Origin of the sequence: Paenibacillus lacisoli (genome assembly GCF_030580655.1) — a bacterium.
Lineage (GTDB): Bacteria > Bacillota > Bacilli > Paenibacillales > Paenibacillaceae > Paenibacillus > Paenibacillus lacisoli.
In genome coordinates this window covers 18,457-41,325 of record NZ_JAUQTB010000022.1, presented here as the reverse complement: position 1 = coordinate 41,325, position 22,869 = coordinate 18,457, and the positions used below count along the sequence as shown (strand labels likewise).

General features: G+C 45.9%; 22 protein-coding genes. 19 read left to right on the top strand and 3 right to left on the bottom strand.

All coding sequences use genetic code 11. The features are described from left to right. Positions 1-126: 126 nt before the first annotated feature. The 7 genes from Q5741_RS20670 (at position 127) to Q5741_RS20645 (ending at position 3,728) form a co-directional block, all read left to right on the top strand. Positions 127-801, top strand: a complete 675-nt coding sequence (locus tag Q5741_RS20670) for an RHS repeat-associated core domain-containing protein (RefSeq protein ID WP_305026004.1) — start codon at positions 127-129, stop codon at positions 799-801. Continuing rightward, positions 746-1,408: a polymorphic toxin-type HINT domain-containing protein gene (locus Q5741_RS20665; protein WP_305026003.1), complete on the top strand. Its 663-nt coding sequence runs from the start codon at positions 746-748 to the stop codon at positions 1,406-1,408. The genes Q5741_RS20670 and Q5741_RS20665 overlap by 56 nt, the downstream gene beginning before the upstream one ends. A 15-nt stretch (positions 1,409-1,423) precedes the next feature. Continuing rightward, on the top strand, positions 1,424-1,759 hold the full coding sequence (locus tag Q5741_RS20660; protein ID WP_305026002.1) for an Imm32 family immunity protein: 336 nt from the start codon (positions 1,424-1,426) through the stop codon (positions 1,757-1,759). Between the two features lie 91 nt (positions 1,760-1,850). Beyond that, entirely contained in the window at positions 1,851-2,267 is a 417-nt protein-coding gene (locus Q5741_RS20655) for a DUF4259 domain-containing protein (RefSeq protein ID WP_305026001.1), read from the top strand. Between the two features lie 73 nt (positions 2,268-2,340). Further along, complete coding sequence (locus Q5741_RS20650) at positions 2,341-2,478, top strand: Imm53 family immunity protein (protein ID WP_305026000.1); 138 nt, start codon at positions 2,341-2,343, stop codon at positions 2,476-2,478. Between the two features lie 20 nt (positions 2,479-2,498). Next, positions 2,499-2,600 (top strand): hypothetical protein, encoded by a 102-nt coding sequence (locus Q5741_RS21720; protein WP_407074398.1) that lies wholly within the window; start codon positions 2,499-2,501, stop codon positions 2,598-2,600. A 693-nt stretch (positions 2,601-3,293) separates the two neighbouring features. After that, the gene (locus Q5741_RS20645; RefSeq protein ID WP_305025999.1) at positions 3,294-3,728 is read left to right on the top strand and encodes a DUF4279 domain-containing protein; all 435 of its coding nucleotides are present in this window, start codon (positions 3,294-3,296) and stop codon (positions 3,726-3,728) included. Between the two features lie 102 nt (positions 3,729-3,830). Here Q5741_RS20645 and Q5741_RS20640 read toward each other — a convergent pair whose 3' ends face one another. Next, a complete protein-coding gene (locus tag Q5741_RS20640; protein ID WP_345784178.1) occupies positions 3,831-5,330 on the bottom strand; it encodes a glycoside hydrolase family 43 protein in 1,500 nt (499 codons plus the stop codon). A 163-nt stretch (positions 5,331-5,493) separates the two neighbouring features. Here Q5741_RS20640 and Q5741_RS20635 point away from each other — a divergent pair, with 163 nt between their 5' ends. The 8 genes from Q5741_RS20635 to Q5741_RS20600 all read left to right on the top strand — a co-directional run bounded on the left by Q5741_RS20635 (position 5,494) and on the right by Q5741_RS20600 (position 16,734). Continuing rightward, complete coding sequence (locus tag Q5741_RS20635; RefSeq protein WP_305025998.1) at positions 5,494-6,414, top strand: ArsR/SmtB family transcription factor; 921 nt, start codon at positions 5,494-5,496, stop codon at positions 6,412-6,414. A 180-nt stretch (positions 6,415-6,594) separates the two neighbouring features. After that, positions 6,595-7,728, top strand: coding sequence for a serine hydrolase domain-containing protein (locus Q5741_RS20630; protein ID WP_305025997.1), 1,134 nt, complete (start codon positions 6,595-6,597; stop codon positions 7,726-7,728). Positions 7,729-8,053: 325 nt separating this feature from the next. Beyond that, positions 8,054-9,697, top strand: coding sequence for an extracellular solute-binding protein (locus Q5741_RS20625; protein ID WP_305025996.1), 1,644 nt, complete (start codon positions 8,054-8,056; stop codon positions 9,695-9,697). A gap of 90 nt (positions 9,698-9,787) precedes the next feature. Next, complete coding sequence (locus Q5741_RS20620) at positions 9,788-10,780, top strand: ABC transporter permease (protein ID WP_305025995.1); 993 nt, start codon at positions 9,788-9,790, stop codon at positions 10,778-10,780. A 12-nt stretch (positions 10,781-10,792) separates the two neighbouring features. Beyond that, the gene (locus Q5741_RS20615) at positions 10,793-11,704 is read left to right on the top strand and encodes a carbohydrate ABC transporter permease (RefSeq protein ID WP_305025994.1); all 912 of its coding nucleotides are present in this window, start codon (positions 10,793-10,795) and stop codon (positions 11,702-11,704) included. A 115-nt stretch (positions 11,705-11,819) separates the two neighbouring features. Next, the gene (locus tag Q5741_RS20610; protein WP_305026006.1) at positions 11,820-13,361 is read left to right on the top strand and encodes a response regulator; all 1,542 of its coding nucleotides are present in this window, start codon (positions 11,820-11,822) and stop codon (positions 13,359-13,361) included. 24 nt (positions 13,362-13,385) lie between these two features. Further along, complete coding sequence (locus Q5741_RS20605) at positions 13,386-15,206, top strand: sensor histidine kinase (protein ID WP_305025993.1); 1,821 nt, start codon at positions 13,386-13,388, stop codon at positions 15,204-15,206. Then, positions 15,199-16,734, top strand: a complete 1,536-nt coding sequence (locus tag Q5741_RS20600; RefSeq protein ID WP_305025992.1) for a response regulator transcription factor — start codon at positions 15,199-15,201, stop codon at positions 16,732-16,734. Before Q5741_RS20605 ends, Q5741_RS20600 begins: the two co-directional genes overlap by 8 nt. Positions 16,735-16,788: 54 nt before the next feature. Here Q5741_RS20600 and Q5741_RS20595 read toward each other — a convergent pair whose 3' ends face one another. After that, positions 16,789-17,211, bottom strand: coding sequence for a MerR family transcriptional regulator (locus Q5741_RS20595; RefSeq protein ID WP_305025991.1), 423 nt, complete (start codon positions 17,209-17,211; stop codon positions 16,789-16,791). A 260-nt stretch (positions 17,212-17,471) separates the two neighbouring features. On the opposite strand from Q5741_RS20595, the gene Q5741_RS20590 reads away from it, so the two are divergent. The 4 genes from Q5741_RS20590 (at position 17,472) to Q5741_RS20580 (ending at position 21,332) form a co-directional block, all read left to right on the top strand. Beyond that, positions 17,472-18,512, top strand: a complete 1,041-nt coding sequence (locus tag Q5741_RS20590; protein WP_305025990.1) for an NAD(P)-dependent alcohol dehydrogenase — start codon at positions 17,472-17,474, stop codon at positions 18,510-18,512. A gap of 196 nt (positions 18,513-18,708) precedes the next feature. Beyond that, entirely contained in the window at positions 18,709-20,271 is a 1,563-nt protein-coding gene (locus tag Q5741_RS20585; protein ID WP_305025989.1) for a glycoside hydrolase family 43 protein, read from the top strand. Between the two features lie 375 nt (positions 20,272-20,646). After that, entirely contained in the window at positions 20,647-20,811 is a 165-nt protein-coding gene (locus Q5741_RS21715) for an alpha/beta hydrolase-fold protein (protein WP_407074397.1), read from the top strand. 74 nt (positions 20,812-20,885) lie between these two features. Next, the gene (locus Q5741_RS20580) at positions 20,886-21,332 is read left to right on the top strand and encodes a carbohydrate-binding protein (RefSeq protein WP_305025988.1); all 447 of its coding nucleotides are present in this window, start codon (positions 20,886-20,888) and stop codon (positions 21,330-21,332) included. Positions 21,333-21,482: 150 nt separating this feature from the next. On the opposite strand, the gene Q5741_RS20575 is transcribed toward Q5741_RS20580, so the two are convergent. Next, positions 21,483-22,820 carry an MATE family efflux transporter gene (locus Q5741_RS20575; RefSeq protein WP_305026005.1) on the bottom strand — a complete coding sequence of 446 codons (1,338 nt, stop codon included), beginning with the start codon at positions 22,818-22,820 and terminating at the stop codon, positions 21,483-21,485. Between the last annotated feature and the right edge of the window lie 49 nt (positions 22,821-22,869).

The window sequence follows — 22,869 nt, the reverse complement described above, 5'->3', positions numbered from 1 at the left end:
ATGCTGTCACAAGCAGCTTAATCACGGGATTTCTGTATGAGGGGTGTTTTCAAACTGCACTTTTGTTGACAACTCCACGCTATCCGTTACATTGAACAGATTGATTATGGTCAGACACCACCATGTTTGAAGGCGTGTTACTTCCATAACGGGCATGGTGACGTAACCGCGCTGCTGCAGGCAGACGGGACCGTGCTGAACACTTACAGCTACGACATCTGGGGTAACCCGGTGGTGAGTGAAGAGAAGGTCGAGAACTTGTTTAGCTACTCCGGTGAATACTGGGATGCGGTGACAGGTCTGCAGTATTTGCGCACCCGCTGGTATGACCCGGATCTGGGCCGCTTTATCCAGAAGGATACGTTTGAAGGGTTTATGAACCGTCCGTCAAGCTTGAATCCGTATGTGTATGTGGAGAATAATCCAACAACTTACGTTGATCCAACCGGCGAAGCCACGCAGTATTGTGCGCTGAACTGTTTCGTGGCCGGTACGCTGGTCGAAACGGACCATGGCTCCAAGCCCATTGAAGAGATTCAAGTTGGAGACAAGGTATTAGCCCAAGATGAAGAGACGGGTAAGCTCGCCTACCAGCCTGTTGAAGAAACGTTCCAACGTGAGACAAGCGAGACCTATCATATTCAGGTTGGTGATACGGAAATAGTAACAACGGCCGAGCACCCATTCTGGGTTATTGGTAAGGGCTGGGTAGAGAGCCGGAATCTCAACGTTGGAGATACCCTGGTTGATAACGAGAAGAGTAGAGAGCCGGAATCTCAACGTTGGAGATACCCTGGTTGATAACGAGAAGAAAACGTATGAGATTCAAAAGATTGAAATTAAAAAAGAGAACGTGATGGTCTATAACTTCCGCGTGAAGGATACACATAACTATTTTGTGTCTTCGCTGCGTCTGTGGACGCATAACTGTACAGGTGGCAATTTAGGTGGTCCAAGAGGCAGAAGCGGTGGTGGGATTAATGGTTCTCTTCGTGCTATGCCGGGTGGGAACAGATTTACGGTAAAGTCAGGACAATCTAGATTTAGCACCGGCAGCAGTAGTTATAAGTACAAACTTTCAACCCCTCCGACTGCTAGTGACATCAGAAGCTGGGCTAGATATCGAGGTAAGGGTAAGGCCGCATCTGTTCTAGATAAGTTAAAGTCATTAATAAAAAATGGAAAAATAAAAGGCAATAATATTATAAGCAAGATTGACGATAATACTCAGGTAATATTTAGAAAGGATACAGGTATAAAAGCACATCCAATAAAGCCGAAGTATCCTAATGCAGTAGAACATTATAATGTGGAAATACAAACTAAGACCTCTGCTGGCAAGTGGAAATCTAGAGATTCATACCATATTATTGTGGATAGTAATGGGAATATTATTGATAGATTTTAGAAAGGGGAGGATGTTGTGAAATATTTAATTGATATTGAAAATGATGAAAACGATGGATTTGAAAGATTTGCAGATAATGTAGGTGTTTTACAAGTTTATGACGTAAATGGAAAAGAAATAACTGATTCATCTAAAGTAACTTTATTTCTAAGTAGAAATGCCCTTATTGGTTTAGGAACTGAGCTGATTAGGTTGGCACATAATTATAAAGAAGGAAGACATTATCACATTGAGCCAGCGAGCAAAGAGATGACTGTTCAAACGTTAGGGATTTTTCTTACACCAGATAGCTGTGAATTTATTGTGGGCTGTGGTAATGAAAAAGTTATTGATGAATATACTAAAGATTAAAATTTTTATGGGATTGTAATTAAACATATGCATGCGGAGAGCAATTGAGTGAGGTAAACGCGGCAAACATAATCACTAAGGAGAGAAATATTTGGGATCTTGGGGAATAGGAATTTTTCAAAACGACGAGGTGTTGGATTGGATCAATGAATTAGTGGAGCATAGTGACCTATCCCTAGTTGAATCTACAATTAACTATGCAATTCGACACGACCATCTGGATTTGGAAGAAGCTTCGCAAGCGATGGGCGCTGCAGAAATTGTGGCTGCCCTACAAGGTCAGCCAGGTGATGAAATGAAAATAGGAACGAATGAAGTCGAAGATTTACAAAAATGGCTACAAAAATACACTGGACCAGCATCATTCTTAGCCAAGATGGCAGGGGATGCAGTAAGGAACATTAAGCGATCCTTTGAATTCGGAGAGGAATGGGTAAACCGACCTATATCAAGAGGGGTCGAGAAAGTTGAGGATCTGGTAAATCGCCTAAAACTGTCAAGTCAATGACCCGAAGACACCAGGAGGAGTAAGAAAACCAAATCCTTGGGAAATTCCAGGGAAGCCTTAAGGAGTGTAAGGAATGGAGATTTTAAAGTGGTTACAAGAATGGTATGCCTCACAGTGTGATGGGGATTGGGAACATAGCAATGGGATTAAAATTACCTCGATTGACAATCCCGGGTGGTATGTTGAAATAAATATTGATGGGAATAATTAGATCGAACTGATGAAGATTGGATTTATTGTGAAATAAAAGATGGGTGTTTTATTGGTGCTGGAGGTCCAGGAAATCTTGAGGAGATATTAAAATCTTTTTATCAGTGGGCCACAATTAATTGAGTTCTATACTGACCTTGATATCGGCTTTCATGCCTCTAAAGTCTTTTTTATAGATTTCGGCAACTCTAAGTCGACTACTTGCTTTTTGAATTTATAACAAATCTAGTTTATTAATATATAATTCTCTATATTATGCTTTTGAAGTAACTTATTTAATTAGCCAATTGGCAGGCGGCAAGCTGATGACAGTTATCACCAGCCGCAGCGACGGAGAGACCAGCTAAGCGTAGCACCGAAACCGCGGGCGGCGTAGCCACCACAAGCCGCTACTATTACGATGGTGAAAAAATCATCGCGGAAGGCACGGTAAAAAACGGCCAAGTTAACTTTAAAGCCCGCTATGTGCGTGGTGCGCAGCTGATCAACCGCCAGGACGACAGCGGCAAGGCTTATTACTTCCATAAGGGACAACGTGAAGACTGATCGGAAAGGTACGACCTAATATGACGAAAGTTTTTTTACAGCATAGTTATGAGATCGATGAAGTGGAAGAAACTTAAATAATTGGCATTTACTCCACGAGGGAGAAAGCCGAATCCATCATAATTAAATACAGTGTACTGCCTGGATTTGAAGATCATTCGAATGCTTTTTTTTGTGGATGAATATGAAATAGATCAAGACCATAGGGAAGAAGGGTTTGTAATGTCCTATGCTTGAAATGAATAAGCTAGACATGGATGGGGGATTGACGTGAATCATTCAACTCGAGTTAAAGTATCTTTTAACATATATGGTGACCAGTTTCCTTTGGATATGGTCTCACTAAGAATGGAAATGTCGCCGTCATACAGCTATAGCAAGGGCGAGCCAGTGTATTCAGGATCAGACGAGCTTATAAGGTATAGAGAAGAGACGGTCTGGTCATATAGCCATGAATATCAAGAAAGCCTGGATGTGAACGAGCAGCTTCATGAAATTTTGTATTTAACCAAAGGAAAAGAGCATGTTCTACATAGTATCAAAAAAGAGTATTCATTAATCTTTCGAATTAATATTGCAATCATTATCGAAGAAGGTATAACCCCTGCGTTATATTTTCATGAACCGTTAATTCGTTATGTACACTCCATTGGGGCGGAAATCGATGTGGATCTTTACGCAAATCCCTATAAGGATGACGAATAAATGAAAGTGATACCTTATACGCAGCCCTCGTTATCTACAAAACTCATAGTACACAAAAAGAAACTCCTTCTATAAGGAGTCTTTTTGTCATCCAATATACGATCAAACATACTCAATGCTAAAATTCGAAAACTCGGCTGAAGCGCCTTGACCTACAGCATACAGACCGATAAGCACACCCGTAAACCCGCCGGCCACCTCGGAGGAGAGGTATCGCGTCTGTGCTGTACCTAATTGTGTTTCCTGACCATCCTCCCGAATGAGAAAGGTGTAATGGTCATGCGCTGCCTGAATTACCAGTGTGGCCCGTTGAATACCTCTCAGATCCACTTCATTTTGAATTGATTTGACGTCCCCGATATTAAGCCGTTCCACGACGCGATAACCTTCTCCATCTCGGCGAACAGCCAGATCATAATGGTGATGTTCATCCATATACAGGGTAATCCCCGCTTCTCCGTCAGCAGGATGAATGTCACAAGAAATGACCGCTTCGAAGTCTTTTTGGCGGATGCCGATAAACGTCGGCGATTCTGCCTGATCCAGCGTAACATCAGTTCCCTGAAGGCTCAGCTTATCCGGTTCTAACCGATAATTCTCGGTATGCGGATGCCGCAGATAACACCAGTCCTTGTCCCACTCTGTATTTTCGAACGTAAATATCTTTTTCTCGACTTGAGCAGCTGTATCTGCAATCCGATCGGTTTCAAACGTGAGTAATGTGGTTCCGTTATGTCCTGCTGTAAACCAGCCATCCTCACCGAATGTGACAGGGGTCAGGAAAACCTCGCGTCCAAGATGGTGATACGTCTGCCACTGCCCGATCTGCCGGAATCCCAGGTGAAACAGCCACCAGTGTCCCTGATGATCCTGAACGAGGTCGCCGTGCCCGACGCCTTGCAGCTGATAGCCTCCTAGATTCCGGTTCGTCAAGACAGGGTTATGGGGGTAGGCCTCGAATGGGCCGGTTACCGAGGGACCACGCGCATAAGTCTCCATATGACCGTATTCCGTTCCGCCTTCCGCAGCCAGCAGATAATAAAGTCCGTTAATTTTGTACATATGTGGGCTTTCCAGATATCGGCCTCCGGTGCCCTGCCAGATGGTACGGCTTGGCGTTTTTTTGCTGCCGGTTGCAATATCGATCTCACATTGAACAATCCCCGGGACGCCGAAATCATCCAAACCGTTGCTCATAAAGTACGTTTTACCCTCTTCAAAATACAAATCCGGATCAATTCCACCTTGATCGACATAGATCGGTTCGGACCATTCCCCATAAATATCATCGGTCCATACATAGAAGTTCTGGCGAGTCGTGTCATTGGTGGTTGTCATGTAGAAACGCCCGCTGTGATGGCGGAGGGTAGGAGCGAACACGCCGCCAGAGCTGTTCACCTTCTCCAGCTGCACCTGGCTTGTCTTCGTCAGACAATGGCCGATCTGCTGCCAGTTCAGTAAATCTTTGCTCTCAAAGATCGGTACACCGGGAAAATACTGAAAAGAACTGCAGATCAGATAATAGGTATCGTCTACTTTGCAGACACTCGGGTCTGGATAGAAGCCTTTAATTACCGGGTTGTTATATTGCAATTGGTCCACCTCATTCATAAGTTCAATCTAACGAGTCCCATTCATCGGGTACTAATAGAATTAAACAACAATGCTTCTCTGAGTTCAATTGAAATCAGTTATGTATCCATTTATTCGAGATTGAATTAATATAATTATGAATTTAACTAGCTGAACTAGGAGATTAATGAATATGATCAAAGCAAATGGTGAACCCAAATATATGGTTTTATATGAGGCGCTGGCAAGTAAAGTCAGATGGAAGATTATGAAGCTGCTCAGTAATAATGAATTAAGTGTAAAAGAAATTGCAGCCGAGCTAGAACTCAGTCCTTCGATCATCACCATGCATGTCAGAAAACTGGAACAGGCCGAGCTTATCGGGAGCCGAAGGGTCAGACGTGATGGCGGTACTCACAAGCTGTGCTTTCTCCAGCAGAAAAGGATTGAAATTGAACTTCCCTCAAGCAGTGCTAACATGAAGGTCATCGAACAGCCGATTTCTGTTGGTCATTATACCGCTTTTGATGTTCAACCAACCTGCGGACTTGGCAGCCGTGAGAAGGAAATAGGGGTGTGGGACGATCCCCGTTATTTTTGGGACCCGGAGCGGGTTCATGCTTCGATTCTGTGGTTCGGTCAAGGATATGTAGAATATAAAGTGCCTAATTATTTGTCTCCGGACCAGACTGCAGTGGCTGTCGAAATATCGGCGGAGCTCGCCTCTGAAGCACCTGGCCTAAAAGATCACTGGCCCTCAGACATTACATTCAGGTTCAATGATGTTCGACTCGGAACCTGGACCAGCCCTGCAGATTTTGGCAGAGCCGCCCGCGGCAAATATACACCGGAATGGTGGCATCGCAACGTCAATCAGTATGGATTGTTGAAGACCATACGCATGGATCATTCAGGTACCTATATCGACGGCAATAAGATGTCCGAGGTGACCATCACAGATCTTAAGCTGACTGAACCGTTCTGGACACTTCGATTTTCCGTTGAGGCTGACGCCAACAATGTAGGTGGATTAACTCTGTATGGTTCCGGGTTTGGCAATCATGATCAGGATATCGTGATCCGTGTCTATCATGATGAATCAGAACGGCGGTAGGCGGGAGAATGATTTCTGGAATATCGGATCTTTGAATCCAGTGCGTTTTTTAATGATTCGGTATGGTATTATTCGTTAGAGAGTGGTCAATGTAATCAAATGGTACTATATTAATAGGTGTGATCTTCCATGGATCACATAATCACATGAGCACAAATCTACATAGAGAGAAGGATCATGATGGATTTTAAACCGCTTGCTTCTTTTATTGACCGCATCACTTCCTGGCGTATTCCCTGGGCAGAGGTGCTCGTCATGCACAAAAATAATACCGTTTTCCGATACCGGAACGGATTTGCCAATCTGGAGGAGAAAACACCGATCAGCGAAGGAGCGATCTTTAACCTTTACTCCATGACGAAAATCATGACCTGTACAGCAGGACTTCAACTTGTAGAGAAAGGAGACATACTGCTACGAGATCCGTTGTCTAACTACCTGCCGGAATATAAAGAGATGACGGTAAAGAAAACACTGATTAATGGAGATATCAGTCTGGAGAAAGCAGCAAGACCGATCACCGTTCGCGACTTGTTTACGATGACAGCCGGCTTCACCTATGATATTAGTTCACCAAGCATTCAGGAAGCCGTGAAAAGCACCAACGGAACCTTATCCACCCGGGAACTGGCGAAAGCCATCGCCAAGGAACCTCTTCTGTTCGAGCCAGGTACGCACTGGAACTATAGTATGTGCCATGATGTGCTCGGAGCCCTGGTAGAGGTTGTGAGCGGCAGACGCTTTGGTGATTATCTGCGTGACGAGATCACCGGGCCGCTCGGTATGAAGGATACCACTTTTGATCTGAATGAAGAGCAGCAGGCTCGTCTTATCCCGCAGTATATATTTAATGATGATCTCGATAAAGCTGTACGTATGGACGGAAACGGGTTCCGGGTAGGTACGGAACTGGAAAGCGGCGGCGCCGGACTGTTATCTACCGTCAATGATTATGCCTTGTTCCTGAATGCGCTTACTGGGCATGGCACGAGCCCGGATGGCGTCAAAATTCTGTCCAGAGCTTCAGTAGAACTGATGCGCACGAACCATCTGAACGAGCAGACTAGCAAAGACTATTCATGGGATCACATGGAAGGATATGGTTATGGGCTTGGTGTGCGGACTCATATATCCAAGTCATTAAGCGGTTCGTTAAGTCCACTTGGAGAGTTCGGATGGAACGGTGCTGCGGGCTGCATGGCCATCATCGATCCAGACTCCGAGCTGACCGTTATGTATGCTCAGCATCTGCTGAACAGCCAGGAAAATTATGTTCAGCGGCGGCTGCGAAACATCGTCTACTCCTGTATATAATGTCAAATGCCATGTTTTTGTCCTTAAACGAGGGCAGGAACATGGCTTATTCCATACTCCGTCTTTCCTAGCCTTTTCTGCAATCATCCTTCTGTTCAGATTGAAGGTAAGGCCTACAACGGACCGAGGATCTATCGGTATAGTTGTGGGTCTTTTCGTCATGTGTGCTGATAATCTAAAATAAGGCGATACCGGACGATTTAATAATTTGGGGGGGAGATCCCTTTATTTTGTGAATTTGTAAGCGCATTCTTTGCTTATATAATTTACCTAACATCAGGTAAAGAGAGACATGGATCAAGCTCAAAAAGGGAGGAAATTGGAAATGCATAAAAAGGTAAAGCATGCTGCATCAACTGTATTAACCTGCTTATTTGCATTCTCACTTCTTCTTTCGGGCTGCAGCGGTGACAACAAAGCCGCTGAGAACAGTTCGGAGGACACGGGAGACGGCACGGTTACTTTCTCTGTGTTTATGGATGGTCCGGGCCAGCAAGCGCCCGCCGATAACAAGATCTATAAGCTGATCAAAGAAAAGACCGGCGTGAGCTTCAATATGGAGTATCTGGTAGGCGATCTACAGCAGAAACTTGGTGTCATGATCGCAGGCAGCGACTATCCCGATATCATTTCAGGCAATGACAAATTGATCAATGCAGGTGCTTTTATCCCTTTGGAAGATCTAGTCGAAAAATATGCTCCAAACCTGAAGAAACACTATGCTGAAGTGTGGAACCAGATGAAGGATCCGAAAACGGGCCATATTTATGTCCTGCCAAGTTATGGCGTCTACCACAACAAAGTCAGTGAGCCGACATACCAAGGTCCAGGCTTCTACCTTCAAAAGGCTGTGCTCAAAGAAATGGGTTATCCAACTCCCAAAACATTGGATGAATACTTTGACATCATTGCCCAGTACAAAGCCAAACATCCCGATATGATCGGCTTCGAGACGCTGAACTTTGACTGGCGGGTGTTCCCGCTGCAGAACCCTCCAGAACATCTCTCCGGTCATCCCAATGATGGCGGTGTCATCGTAGATAACAATAAAGCACAGATCTTCGCTGATAAGGATATCAGCAAGATGTATTTCAAGAAGCTTAATGAAGTGAATGCGCAAGGTCTACTGGATAAAGAAGCATTCGTGCAGAACTACGACCAGTACCTCGCCAAGATCGCCAGCGGTAAAGTCATCGGCATGTTTGACCAGCACTGGAACTTCCAGGATGCAGAGACTTCGTTGATTTCACAAGGCAAAATTGAGAATACGTATATCGGATTTCCGCTCGTCTATGATGGCGTGGAGGAATATTACCGGGATAAAGGAGCACTCAACCTGAACCGTGGTCTGGGAATTTCCATTAATGCCAAAGATCCGGAGCGCATTATCAAATTTCTGGATACCATGATCACCGAAGATTGGCAAAAGACACTGCAATGGGGCATTAAGGATGAAGATTACAAGGTCAAAGAGGATGGGAAATTCTACCGGACACCTGAACAGCGCCAAAATGCAGACAGCACAACCTGGAGATTATCCAATAAAGCGGAAACCTTCTTTGGTTATATGCCTAAAATACAAGGCACTTACAGCGATGGCAATGCAGCTGATCCTGGTACACAGCCTCAGGAATTTTTCGACAGCCTGAAGCCTTATGACCAGGAAATTTTGAAAGCGTATAACCGTAAAACCTGGTCCGAGTTCTTCAAAGAGCCGCCGCCAAATCCGGTCTATTTCCCGGTCTACACCATTACCCTTCCTGACGGGTCAGCTGCACAGCTGACGAGTACCAAGCTGAATGACCTGCAGGTAAAATACTTGCCAAAGGTCATCATGGCCAACCCATCAAGCTTTGATTCCGAGTGGGACGAATACGTGAGCCAGATCCACAAGCTGGACATTAAGGCTTATGAAGATTTTATTAATGAACAGATTCAGTGGCGGATTGATAACTGGAGTAATAAATAAAGTTTAGCGGCTGTGAGCATGTGGCTTGGAGGAATTCCTCAGCCACATGCTTGCAGTTCTACAGTAATCATTGCTTGGGGAGGGGATTGGATGTCAGATACAATACTGGCCAAAGAAGAAGTCAAACCTGCAAAAGTTAAAAAGAAACGGAAGGTCGATCCAGAGATCGGCGTATCCATAAGCTGGAAAACAATAAAAGCACAGAAACAGCTCATTTTGATGTCGGTTCCCATCACACTTTACATCATCCTGTTTGCTTATGTCCCCATCTGGGGCTGGCTGATGGCTTTTCAGAATTACCGGCCTGCTTTATCCATTTTCAAACAGGAGTGGGTGGGACTTCAACAGTTCCGATTCCTGTTCCAGGATGATGCCTTTCTCAATGTGCTCCGCAATACGGTTGCCATGAGCTTTATCAATCTTGTCCTCGGCTTCGTTACAGCCATTGTACTGGCTCTGCTGCTGAACGAGATTAAGGTCAGAGTATTCAAGAGTACCGTACAGACGATTTCCTATCTTCCTCACTTCCTGTCATGGGTCATTGCAGCCGGGATTGTTGCGAACTCCCTGTCCATCGAGGACGGAATCGTGAACACCGTCCTTATGAAGCTGCATTTGATCGACCAGCCCATTATGTGGCTGAGTGAAGGCAAGTATTTCTGGGGCATTGTAGGCGCCTCGAACGTCTGGAAGGAAGTTGGCTGGAACACCATCATTTATCTGGCGGCGATCACGTCGATTGACCCTGCCAGGTACGAAGCAGCATCTATCGACGGTGCAAGCCGTTTGCAAAAAATGCGTTACATTACGCTCCCGGGCATCAAGGCGACCTTTATTATTCTGCTGATCATGAATATCGGACATATTCTGGATGCAGGCTTTGAGGTTCAGTACTTGCTTGGCAACGGTCTTGTCATGGACTGGTCTCAGACCATTGATATTTTTGTCATTAAATACGGGATCTCCATGGGGAACTATTCGCTTGCAACATCGGCAGGGATCTTCAAAACGATTGTGAGTATCGCGCTTGTCTTCAACGCCAACTATATCGCCAAACGCCTTGGCGAGGAACGTCTCGTATAAGGAGGGTACCTGATGAAAAGCGTGTTGAGAAAACCGCTCCAAATGGAGCCGGTGGTGTTCCACACACTAAATACTTTATTTATGCTGCTGGTCGTCACGGTTACCTTATATCCGTTTCTTCATACCATGGCAATCTCATTTAATGATGGCGGCGATTCACTTAAAGGCGGGATCTACGTCTGGCCGCATGAATGGACCCTGCAAAACTATAAAGCTGTCTTTGTATCAGGCACCATCTATCATGCAGCCTTTATATCCGTTTCAAGGACGGTGCTGTCTACAATCCTTGGTGTATTCCTAACGACGATGCTTGCATATACACTGGCACAGCCACAGTACATTTTCCGGAAATGGATCAGCATCATTTTTATATTGACGATGTATTTTAACGCAGGCCTGATTCCCAACTACTTTCTGATTAAAGATCTGGGGCTGCTGAATTCCTTCTGGGTTTATATCTTACCTGGTCTGGTCAGCGCCTTTAACCTGATCATCATCCGCACCTATATCCGTTCGCTGCCAGCAGGGCTGGTGGAATCGGCCAAGATTGATGGGGCTGGAGAATTCAGAATTTTCTGGAATATCATCTTTCCATTATGTGTGCCTGTTCTGGCTACGATTGCTCTGTTTATTGCGGTTGGGGCATGGAACTCCTGGTTTGATACCTTTCTCTATGCATCGTCGGATATCAAATTGAGCACCTTGCAGTATGAAATGATGAAGCTGATGGGCTCGACCATGTCTACGAACAATGATCCTTCGATGCTGGCAGGCGCCAATACAAACCAGACCCGCGCCATGGTGACCCCCGCTTCCATCCGGGCTGCAATTACCATCGTTACTGCACTTCCGATTCTGCTCGTTTATCCTTTTTTGCAGCGGTACTTTGTGGTAGGATTGAATCTGGGAAGCGTAAAAGAATAGCAGCAGCTGCGTACTTATACAAGAACGATCATACCGTTTCGGCACAGCCGAAACGGGTTGTTCTGTTTAAGAAGCCGGCGATTCCCAATACCTTTCACAAAAGCTGGTGACACTCATGCTAAAAGTACTGCTGGTCGACGACGAACCAATTATGCTGGAAGGCCTGCGCTTTATGGTGGACTGGAACAGACTTGGATTTGAAGTCTGCGGCACAGCCCGGGACGGAGAGGATGCCCTGGAATTGATCCATCAATTGCAGCCTCACCTGGTGATTACGGATATCCGGATGCCGGTCATTGACGGGCTGGAGCTGATACAGCGCGTGTCCAGCATCGGATTCTGGACCAAATTTATTGTCGTAAGCGGTTACAGCGATTTCGAGTATGCGAAGAGAGCCATTCAATACGGGGTATCCAGTTATCTGACCAAACCATTGGAAGAGCCTGAGCTGGAGCGTGAGATTGAACTGGCGGCCCGGCGGATTCGGAACGAGCTGACTACACAGAAGGACCAGAATAACAAATTCAAATATGTGAAGATGGAAATGATGTCCCGGCTTTTACTGACGCGGTCTGATGAGGTTGCGTCAGGATTACAGGAACAGCTGCTTGAACTCGATGAAGAGACCATGTTCCACTGTGTAATCGTCAATCGGGTGGACGATCCGTTCGTGGAAATTAGCGAAGAGTCGGTGGATTATTACGATGCATGCACAGCAGCACTATTCGGGTATGCTTCTGTCTGTAGAATTTACCCTTTCTCGATCGCCCGGTTCTGTTACGGATTTATCCTAACCTCAAGAACAGACAGCTTCCGAATTTTGACTGAAAGTCTGGAAGCCTTTGCGGAGCAGAGCGGCAGCCATTTCGCACAGCCGTTGTCCCTGGCGGTAAGCCGGACGCATACCGGTATCCGGCAGCTTCAATCCGCCTATATGGAAGCGCTTGCGGCTTGGCTGGATGATCCCGTATCCGCGTGTAATCGTATCCGCTATTTTGAAGATGATCATCGAAGGCATGTCGATCTGGTCCCTGATCCGTTGAGAAGAACCCTGCTTCAATCCGTTGAGTCAGGTCAAATTGAGTCCATCAGCCCCAGCATTCATCGTTTATTTATATTTTTCTGTTCGAGGATCGGCACAACGGTCTGGATCGAGGCTTTTCTGGCAAATCTCAAGCTGGAGCTGCTTGCCCCTATTTCACGTATGGGGGGAAACCCCGGTGATTGGGAAAAGAAATGGTGTACAGCTAGAGCATCGGTTTCGCTGGACGAACTGAAGGCTCAGACCATCCAGGAACTGGAGGAGGCCGCCGCTTGGTTTGCTAACAGGCGTGAGTGCATGAAAGACAGCATCGTCATGGAAGCTATGGACTATATACGCAAGCATTATCGCGGCAAACTTAAGCTTCAGGACGTAGCAGGCTCCCTGCATGTGAACCCTGCCTATCTGGGACAGCGACTAAAGAGCCAGCTGGGCATGTCTTTTCACGAATTTCTGCATTCGCTGCGTATCGAAGAAGCCAAAAAGCTGTTAAGGCGCACAGATTTGAATATTTGTGATGTTGCACAGCGGGTAGGTTACTCGGATGCGGAGTATTTTACCGAGAAATTCAAAGCCTATAACGGGATGTCCCCATCCGTATACAAGAAGGGCTGAAACCCAAATACAGGGAGAGCAGACATGAAAATGATCAGAAAATACTTATCCTTCATGAATGACATGCCCATCCGCTATAAGTTTTTATTTATTTATTTGTTATGTGTGCTTATCCCCATCCTCAGTATCAATGCATTATTTTATGCGCAAATCAATCGGAATGCCGAAGCGCGTGAGCAGGAGAACCTGCAGATTTCCGTTGACCGGGCAGGGTATGATTTTATCCAAATGGTCAATGAATGTGTTGCCATTGGCAACAATGTGGCTGCTGACCGCACACTGTATGAGCTGCTTGATAATGAGTACAGTGACTTTGACAGCTACTACGACAATTATGACAGCTATTTGCGTGACAGGCTGCGTCAGTACAGTAATCTTCACTCTTATATTCTATGGCTGGGCGTGTATACGACCAACCCGACCATTCAGAGCGGCAACAGTTATTTTCAGCTCCGGGACAGCGACAAAAGCAGCGAGTGGTACAGGAAAATGTTGAATACCAACAAAAAAATGATCTTGACCTCCTACCTGGATACCAATCCCAAAAACCCGCAGCAGCAAATGGTATATGTCAGCATCATCCGCAAGCTGGATAATTACCCAGGTTTGACTCAGTACAGCAAATTTCTGCGGATCGATCTGAGGCTGGACAGTCTGCAGGATCTATTCGAGAGAGAACAGGATTATCTGGCGTTCAAGTTTCTGGATGAACAGAACCGGGTTGTCCTGGAAACAGGGCGCCCCTATTATGCCTATGGCAACGGTCTGCTGCATAACAATCAAGATCCATTAACCGATAAGTCTGATCGCGGAGCGGCCGGGAAAATTGTAAGACCGCTCGGAACGCCTGAATATGCTCAAGGCTGGCATTTGGAAGGTACTCCCCAACGAAAGGCAAAAAGCACGGAAATGAATGGAATACTCCGGCTTATTCTCATTGTGGCTCTGATTACGACCATTATTCCCACGATATTCATGGTCGTTATTTTCCGGTCATATAATCTTAGAATGAGACTTCTGTATAAGCATATGAAGCAGGTTAAGGATGAGCAATTTGAGCCTATACGAATGTATGAGGGCAAAGATGAGATTGGAGGACTCATTCGCAGCTTTAACCGGATGTCCGAGAAGATCAAGAACCTGATTAATGACGTATACAAACTGGAAATCCAGAAAAAAGACCTTGAACTTGAGCAGGTTCGTGCCGAGCTTAGTTTCCTGCAGAGTCAGGTCGACCCTCATTTTCTATTCAACACTCTAAATGCCATATTGGTTATATGCAAAAAACATAAATATGAACAAGTGATAGATATTATCCGCAATCTTGCTCAAATCCTCCGCAGGCTGCTCAGTCAAAGGGAGGACCTGGTAACGATCCGGGAAGAAATTACATTTACCGAAATGTATCTGCAGATTGAAAAATTCAGATTTCAAGACCGGTTTGCTTACGAACTGAACATTGATCCTGAGGTAGCTGAATTCAAGATTCCCAAAATGAGCATACAGGCCCTGGTCGAAAACTCCTGCAAGCACGGACTTCAATGGCGGAAAGGCGCACGGATGATCTCCGTAGATGTTTTTGTAAAAGAAGGCCTGCTGACCGTCATTGTACAAGATAACGGTATTGGCATTCCGCAAGACAAGATGACAGAGATTGAGCATCATCTGCAATCTGAGAAGCCGGGTAAGCATGTCGGACTGCGCAACGTATATAAACGATTAAAGCTGTATTATGCAGGTCAGGCTGATCTGCAGATCCAGAGCGAGGAACACGTCCTTACATCAATCACCATCACGATTCCGACGATAATGATCCAGGAAGAATGGAGGGGGAACTGTGTATAAGGTTGTTTTGGCTGATGACGAAGCGATTTCACTCGATGGTTTGAGAACGCTTACAGATTGGGACCAGTTAGGGTTCCAGGTGTGCGGAGCTTGTGATAACGGGGAAGACGCAATGGCGCACATTATCTCTAGCCGACCGGAACTGGTCGTCACAGACATTCGGATGCCCGGAATGGATGGATTGGAGCTGATAAGGAATGTACGCAGCCTGAATATCAGGCAGCCTGTATTTATTATTTTGAGTGGTTATGCCGATTTCGAATATGCCAGAACAGCTCTTGGGTACGACGTCAAACATTATCTGCTCAAGCCGGTTCTCGACTCCGATTGGGAGGAGATGCTTCATGGTGTTCACAGGCATTTGAAGACAGAGGCACAGAAGGAGCTTCGCCAATCGCAGCTGTCAAGCCAGGCATTGTCTTTGACGTTGATGAAATTGCTGAAAGGAGAATGGAGCGAGCAGGATCCTTTCTTGATGCAGCAGGCTTTGCAGCTGGACGCTGCTGTTCATGGGTGGCAGTACGTTCATCTTAAAGGACTTCAACTCGAAGACAGGGAAAAATGCCGGAAACTGTCCACCGATGAAAACCTGATTTATGTTGAATTGGATGACCATCAAGCTGGAATTGCTGTGAACGGCTCAAGATCAGCCATGAAGGTAGCCCAGTTATTTTATTCCCAGCTGCAGCAGCCTGAACCGCACGAAATGGTCATTTCTGTAGGTCCAAGGGTAAGGTCGGTTAGGGAATTGCGAATATCTTATCAGCAGGCTGCTGATGCGGCGTACCCTTGTCTGACCGGCGAGCCAAGCCTGGGGCTGGTAGACTGCCAGACAATCGGTGCCACCCCCCGTCAGTATAAGCTTCCTTGTAGTCAATTGATTCATAAACTCCTGACCGCTGTAGAGAGACTGCAGGACAAACAAGTGAATAGCAGATTGAGCATTCTTTTTCAGGAGCTGCATCATCAACAGGCGTCTCCTGATATGATCCGCCTGACAGCCTTGCACATTGTCATGGAGACCAATAAATTGATCAAGGAAATCGACGAATCCATTGACATCCAAGAAGAGACGGAAAATTTTATGAAACATGAACCCCGTTCGATCAGCGACCTTCAGAACTCCCTTCAGTCTTATCTGGGTTTGTGCATGGAATATATCAGGTCAAGAAAGAACAAGGAATCAGAGCATCCAATCGCCAACGTTGAACACTTCTTGCGGGAGAACTATCACCGTCCAATTACTGTAAAAGATATTGCAGAACAATTTTTCATCAATCCGGTATATCTGGGCCATTCGTTCATCAAGAAGTACGGAGTTACCATTCTGGAATTTGTTCATGATTTAAGAATTGCCGAGGCAAGGCAAAGATTGACCGATTCGAAGGATGCTGTACGTCTGATTGCCGAGAATGTCGGATATATGCATTATCACCATTTTCTGCGGGAGTTCGAGAAGCGTACAGGTGTAAAACCGGTTGAATACAGAAAGCGCCAGCAGAAATTAAATGCATTGCTGGAAGAATGATATTGGATAAGCCGCTGAACAGCGGCTTTTTATATTTAGTAAGAATTATGTGATTCACGGGCTGGTAAAGGCCCGTCCGATCTGAACTTCTTTATGAATATCTTCGGTTCCAGCCTCCAATGCACTCTTGTAGTAGAAGCATTTATGCTCGATCACTTCCATCGTTTTTTGCAGTTCTCGCATCTGCGCCTCCACAGCTGCTTTCCGCTCGATAAACATATCATATCTCTGCTGCAGCGTGGAATCTCCAGCCGAGCACCAATCAATAAAATGTTTAATTTCTTTAATCGGCATTCCTGTTGATTTCAGACACTCTATAATTTTCAAAGCATCAATATCGGATTTTTTAAACCGCCGGATGCCGCTGGATGTCCGTTCTACAAAAGGTAAAAGCCCTTCTTTATCGTAATAACGAAGGGTATACGGTGTAAGGTCCAGCTCCTTGGCAGCCTCACTGATTGAGTATTCTTTTGTCATTGGTTCTTGTTCCTCCTGTTTTAGACTTCGAGTTAACTTTAATGACTATGGGGTACAATATCATGCGCTTTAATGAAAGTCAAAGTACGCAAAAAAAAACATTCACTTGACTTAGAGTTAACTATAAGGATTACTATGAGTCTGCAAAGAGGAACAAGTATCGGTAGGGAACCGGCGGGGGGCTTGAAAAAGGTTTCCAACAGGTTCTCTATCACATGAACCATTTGTTCTCTTAATCCGATTATTGTGGGAGGTTCAATATGATTACAGCAAAAGCAAGAGCTGTCGATGGTCCGGATCAGCCGTTTCGAGCAGCAGAGATCAAACGTCGGGATCTTGATACACATGACGTTCTGATTGAAATTAAATATGCGGGCATATGTCATTCAGATATCCATACCGCTCACGGTGAATGGGGTGCGGTTAACTATCCGCTCGTACCTGGACATGAGATTGCAGGGATTGTCACAGAAGTTGGCTCTGAAGTTACCAAATATAAAGTTGGCGACCGTGTCGGCGTCGGCTGCATGGTTGATTCCTGCGGTGAATGCGAGAACTGCCGTAAGGGTGAGGAACAGTACTGCCTAAAAGGAAATATTCCTACGTACGCGGGAGTTGACAAATACGGCGAACCGACGCAAGGCGGGTATTCCACTCATATCGTCGTAACCGAAGGCTTTGTCGTCCGGATTCCAGACAATATCGGGCTTGATGCTGCGGCTCCGTTGCTGTGCGCGGGGATTACGACTTATTCACCGCTGCGTCATTGGGGCGCAGGTCCAGGCAAGAAAGTAGCTGTCGTAGGTATGGGCGGTCTTGGCCATATGGCTGTTAAAATCGCACATGCGATGGGTGCTGAAGTCACCGTGCTCTCCCAATCTCTGAGCAAAAAAGAGGACGGTCTGCAATTTGGTGCCACTCATTATTATGCTACTAGTGACCCGGATACCTTCGGCAAACTTGCGGGGCATTTCGATCTGATCATTAATACTGTCAGTGCGAGCATTAATCTGGATGCTTATTTCTCACTCCTTACGCTTGATGGAACCCTAGTGAACGTAGGCGCCCCAGGAGAACCGCTCTCCCTGAATGTCATGTCTCTTATTGGTCATCGCCGCTCCTTTGCAGGTTCTATGATCGGAGGCATCCGTGAAACTCAGGAAATGCTGGACTTCTGTGCAGAACACGGCATTGCTCCTCAAATTGAAGTGATTTCAGCCGATGAGATTGACGAAGCTTACAAGCGTGTCCTAGCTTCAGATGTGAAATATCGATTTGTCATCGACACCAGCACGATGTAAGCAGAAGTTCAGTCCAATGATTTGAAGGTATTCCGGAAGCCAGACTTCCGGAATACCTTTTTTGTTGTTCCATTTGAATAGGTCAATCTTGGAATAGATCAAATATAAGTCAGCATACATCATTTCAAGGCTGGATGTTCTATTTTATAATTTTATAGAGAATGCATTAAACCAACTTGTAAAGGAGCTGAGAAAAATGTTTCGAAATCCGGTGATTTGGGCAGATTACCCGGATCTTGACGTCATCCGGGTAGAAGACACCTATTATATGGTTAGCACAACGATGCACATGATGCCGGGCTGTGTCATCCTGCGCTCCTACGACCTGATTCAATGGGAAGTGGCTGTTCATGTATTTGATGTATTGGATCATACGCCAGCACAGCGCCTTGAAGACGGGCAGCATATATACGGAAAAGGCATGTGGGCAGCTTCTCTGCGATATCATAATGGGACATTTTATGTGATGTTCGCGGCCAATGATACCCGCCGTACTTATCTCTACACCTCCGTTAACATAGCAGGGCCCTGGGAGAAACACTACATAGAAGGCTTTTATCATGACGGCTCTCTGTTATTCGATGATGACGACCGGGTCTATATGATCTACGGCAATGCCGAGATTCATCTGACTGAGCTGAAAGAGGACCTTTCCGGTCCCAAACCCGGCGGGTTGCACCGAATTATAGTGCAAGAACAGCAGCCGTATCACCTGGGGTATGAGGGTGCTCATATGTACAAGATTGACGGCAGGTACTACGCTTTCTTTATTCATATTTCTCATGCAGCAGGACGACGGACACAGGCCTGCTTCGCGGCTGATTCCCTAGAGGGCGACTTTGAGGGAGGAGACGTTTTTAATGACGATATGGGCTATTTTAACTCGGGCGTAGCGCAAGGTGGGATTGTCGATACGCCCGATGGAACTTGGCTGGCTATGCTGTTTCAGGATCACGGTGCCGTCGGCCGTATTCCGGTGCTGGTTCCGCTCATTTTTGAGAACGGGTTCCCAGTATTCGCCAAGCAGGCACCGGCTATGATCGAGCTGCCCAGTACAAGACCAAATTATGCATACCGCCCCCTGGTCGGAAGCGATAGCTTCCACTACACGCCGGATGAACAAGGCGAGGTGCGGCTGATGGAATGGTGGCAGTGGAACCATACGCCTGACGATACCATGTGGTCTGTAACGGATAAGCCAGGCACCTATCGGATCCGATCAGGCAGAATCAGTCCAAATCTGACTTTTGCAGTCAATACCCTTACACAGCGCACCATCGGGCCAGCATGTGAGGCAGTCGTGACACTGGACGGCAGCGGGTTGAATGACGGCGACTATGCAGGTTTATGTCTTCTGATCGGTACGTATGGTTTTATTGCACTGACCAAGGAGTCCGGCCAGATCTATCTTGTTATGATAGCGCGAGAGACTGAGGATTCATCTCTATTTGGCAGCCTGATCGATCAGGAACCAGGAACTGAATTTGCTAGAATTCCGGTATATGATGAAACAATAACACTCAAAGCAGCGGCAGATTTCACCAATAACATTGATATATGCCAGTTTTACTATAAAAGCAGACAGAATGATGAAGTGTGGAAGCCGCTCGGAATTACCCACCAGATGTTCTATAAGCTGGACCACTTCATGGGCTGCAGGTTCGGTCTGTTTCTGTACTCGACCCGGGAGACCGGGGGAACAGCGGATTTCTCTAATTTTCAATATCATCAGATTGATTTCCCCAATGCTGGACCGTAAACAGACACGATGAAATCTGAGCATCATGGGATCGAACGGAAATACCTTCGGAATCGTTCCTCACGCTGGAGGACTATGAATGGTCACAGGACGACGATGTTCCAGGCAAATTCGCTATTCAGTTTGAACAGGCTGGTGCATTGGCTTCAGCTAGTATCATTTTCTTTACTTAAACAAGGGTTATGAGGCATCCGAGTCTCCAGCCAAGTTGGTGGTCGATGACCAATCACAAGCGTATCGAGACATGATTGCCAGGTCACTTCTCCATCGAGGGAATAACCAAAGATTAAGGGCAGCTGTTACGAAAGTCTTGTGCTAAGGCGCTGAAAAGCCCCAATCAACCGGCAGTAATCCTGCTGTTCAGCGTGTTCCTGAATGACTGGAATCTCCAGGATCGTCTGTCGCCGGTCGGTCGGGTGCTATCGCAAAACGAATGTTTACACCCCACCGGGGTATTCCGCACAGCAGCGGTACCCTGTACTTTTTCTACTGCATGGAATAGGCAAGATGAAGACGAATGGAAAAATGAGGGTGATGTAGACATCCTGCTAGATAACTTGCATGCAGATCACCAAATAATTCCTATGGTTGTTGTTCTCCCGAATGGTAGGGCGATGACCAACGACAGAGCCGAAGGCAACGAGCAGGCCGTTCCTTTCAATCCATATGAACGTGCTGCAGGTGCAACAATGGCATGGTGTGCGGGAGTGAAAACGGAACGTTGGACCCACGAGATGACTTCCGGTGATCCTCAAGATCCTTCAGTCGTATCCGTAATTACAAATGGAGGATGGATCGGGATAGCGAATGCAGATTTTGGTGACCCAGGGGCAGCCGACTTTACGGCCGTTCTCTCAGGCAGCAGTAAGAGTGGTACGTTGGAGCTGCGACTGGATCGTCCTGACGGACAGCGGATCGGTCAGCTCGATTTCCCTGAGTCTAATAAGTCAGGGAAATGGACGGAACTTAAGACCAGCGTCACTGGAGCTCAGGATGAACATGATGTGTACTTGGTTGTTAGCGGAACTTCCGACTCAGTTCAAATAAAATTGAAAGAATAGTCCTTTCATCTATAAATAATCACAAAGGTTCTCTACAACCAGAATTCTGTATTGTCGAGCAAGTCTTCTTCCGTGAAGGCTTGCTTTTGTTCGTGACGGGCTTTGGTTCGAGCAGACAAGATAATAATCATGGGATATATGGGTTGTGACCTATAAAGCAGGCTGCAGCTTATTCCGCAGCAGATACAGCATAACCGCTCCAACAAGGAACGCTGCGGCATCCGCAATGACAAGTGACCAGACCACCCCGTGGAAGCCGTTCATCTGATTAGCGATATACAACACCGGAATCAGAGTCAGCCCTTGAATAACGGACATAATGAATGCAGCGGTTCCTTGCGCCGTTGCTTGGAAGATCCCTGTAAACAACGTGGTCATTCCTGAAATGAATAACGATAGGAAAATGACACGCAGAATATAGCTGCCCATTTCTATTAATAGAGGGTCATTCGTAAATAAACCAATTAAGTGATCAGATACCAGATAGACAATGATACCGAAGATGACTGCCAATATAAGAATGGATTTAATTGTAAATCCAATGGTATGCTTCATGCGTGATTTATTCGCTGTAAAAGTGAAAGCAATCAGCGGTACGACTCCCTCGCATAAGCCCATCAGAATAAACTCAGGAAATTGCAGTAAACGCGAAGAAATTCCATAAGCTGCGACAGCTTGATCCCCATATTCAACCAAATAACGGTTAAGAATGAGCGACATGGCACCTAAGAAGATGCTCATAATTAAGACGGGCGTGCCGATTTTGAATACATTGCCAAGTATATCCCTGGTAACTTTGAAGTATTTGATGGAGATGGTTAAGAATTGGCTTTTGTACCCGATGTGGAAGACATAAAATAAACTCGCAGCCAGGTTGGAGATAACGGTAGCAGATGCGACGCCAATCACGTCCCAATGGAGCACGAAAATAACCAGTGCATCGAGAATGATATTTACAACAACACTGAGAATCATGCCGATCATGGATGTTATTGCAGCCCCCTCTGATCGAACAATATTCTCGAGCGTGAAGAATAATACAACAAATGGCGAGCCGATTAGCATGATTGTTACATACTCTTTGGTATAACCGAAGGACTCAGGTGTCGCCCCCAGGCTGTGTACAATGGCATCGATGAAAGGGAGGCCGATAGCCATTGTAATCATACCGAGAACTAAACTGGTGTAAAAGGCAAATGAAGATACATGTTTGACGTCCGCCTCTTTACCCCCTCCCAGCAGACGGGAGATGAATGTACCACTGCCCATGCCAATCAAATTACCTAAAGCCATGATTATTGCGAACAGCGGCAGTGTTAATGCGAGTGCGGTTAACATGGCGGTATGGTGGAGCGTGCCAAGGAAATAAGCATTCAGAATGGAGTAAATGACGCTCATTGAGGTTCCCAGCATCATAGGTACAGCAAAATGAGCAACTGCTTTTGGAATCGATGCCTTTTCAAAATAATGGAGGTGTTCTGCGTCCATGTAAATCCCTGCTTTCATTATCATTTTTCGGTCAGTATCTAACGCTGTT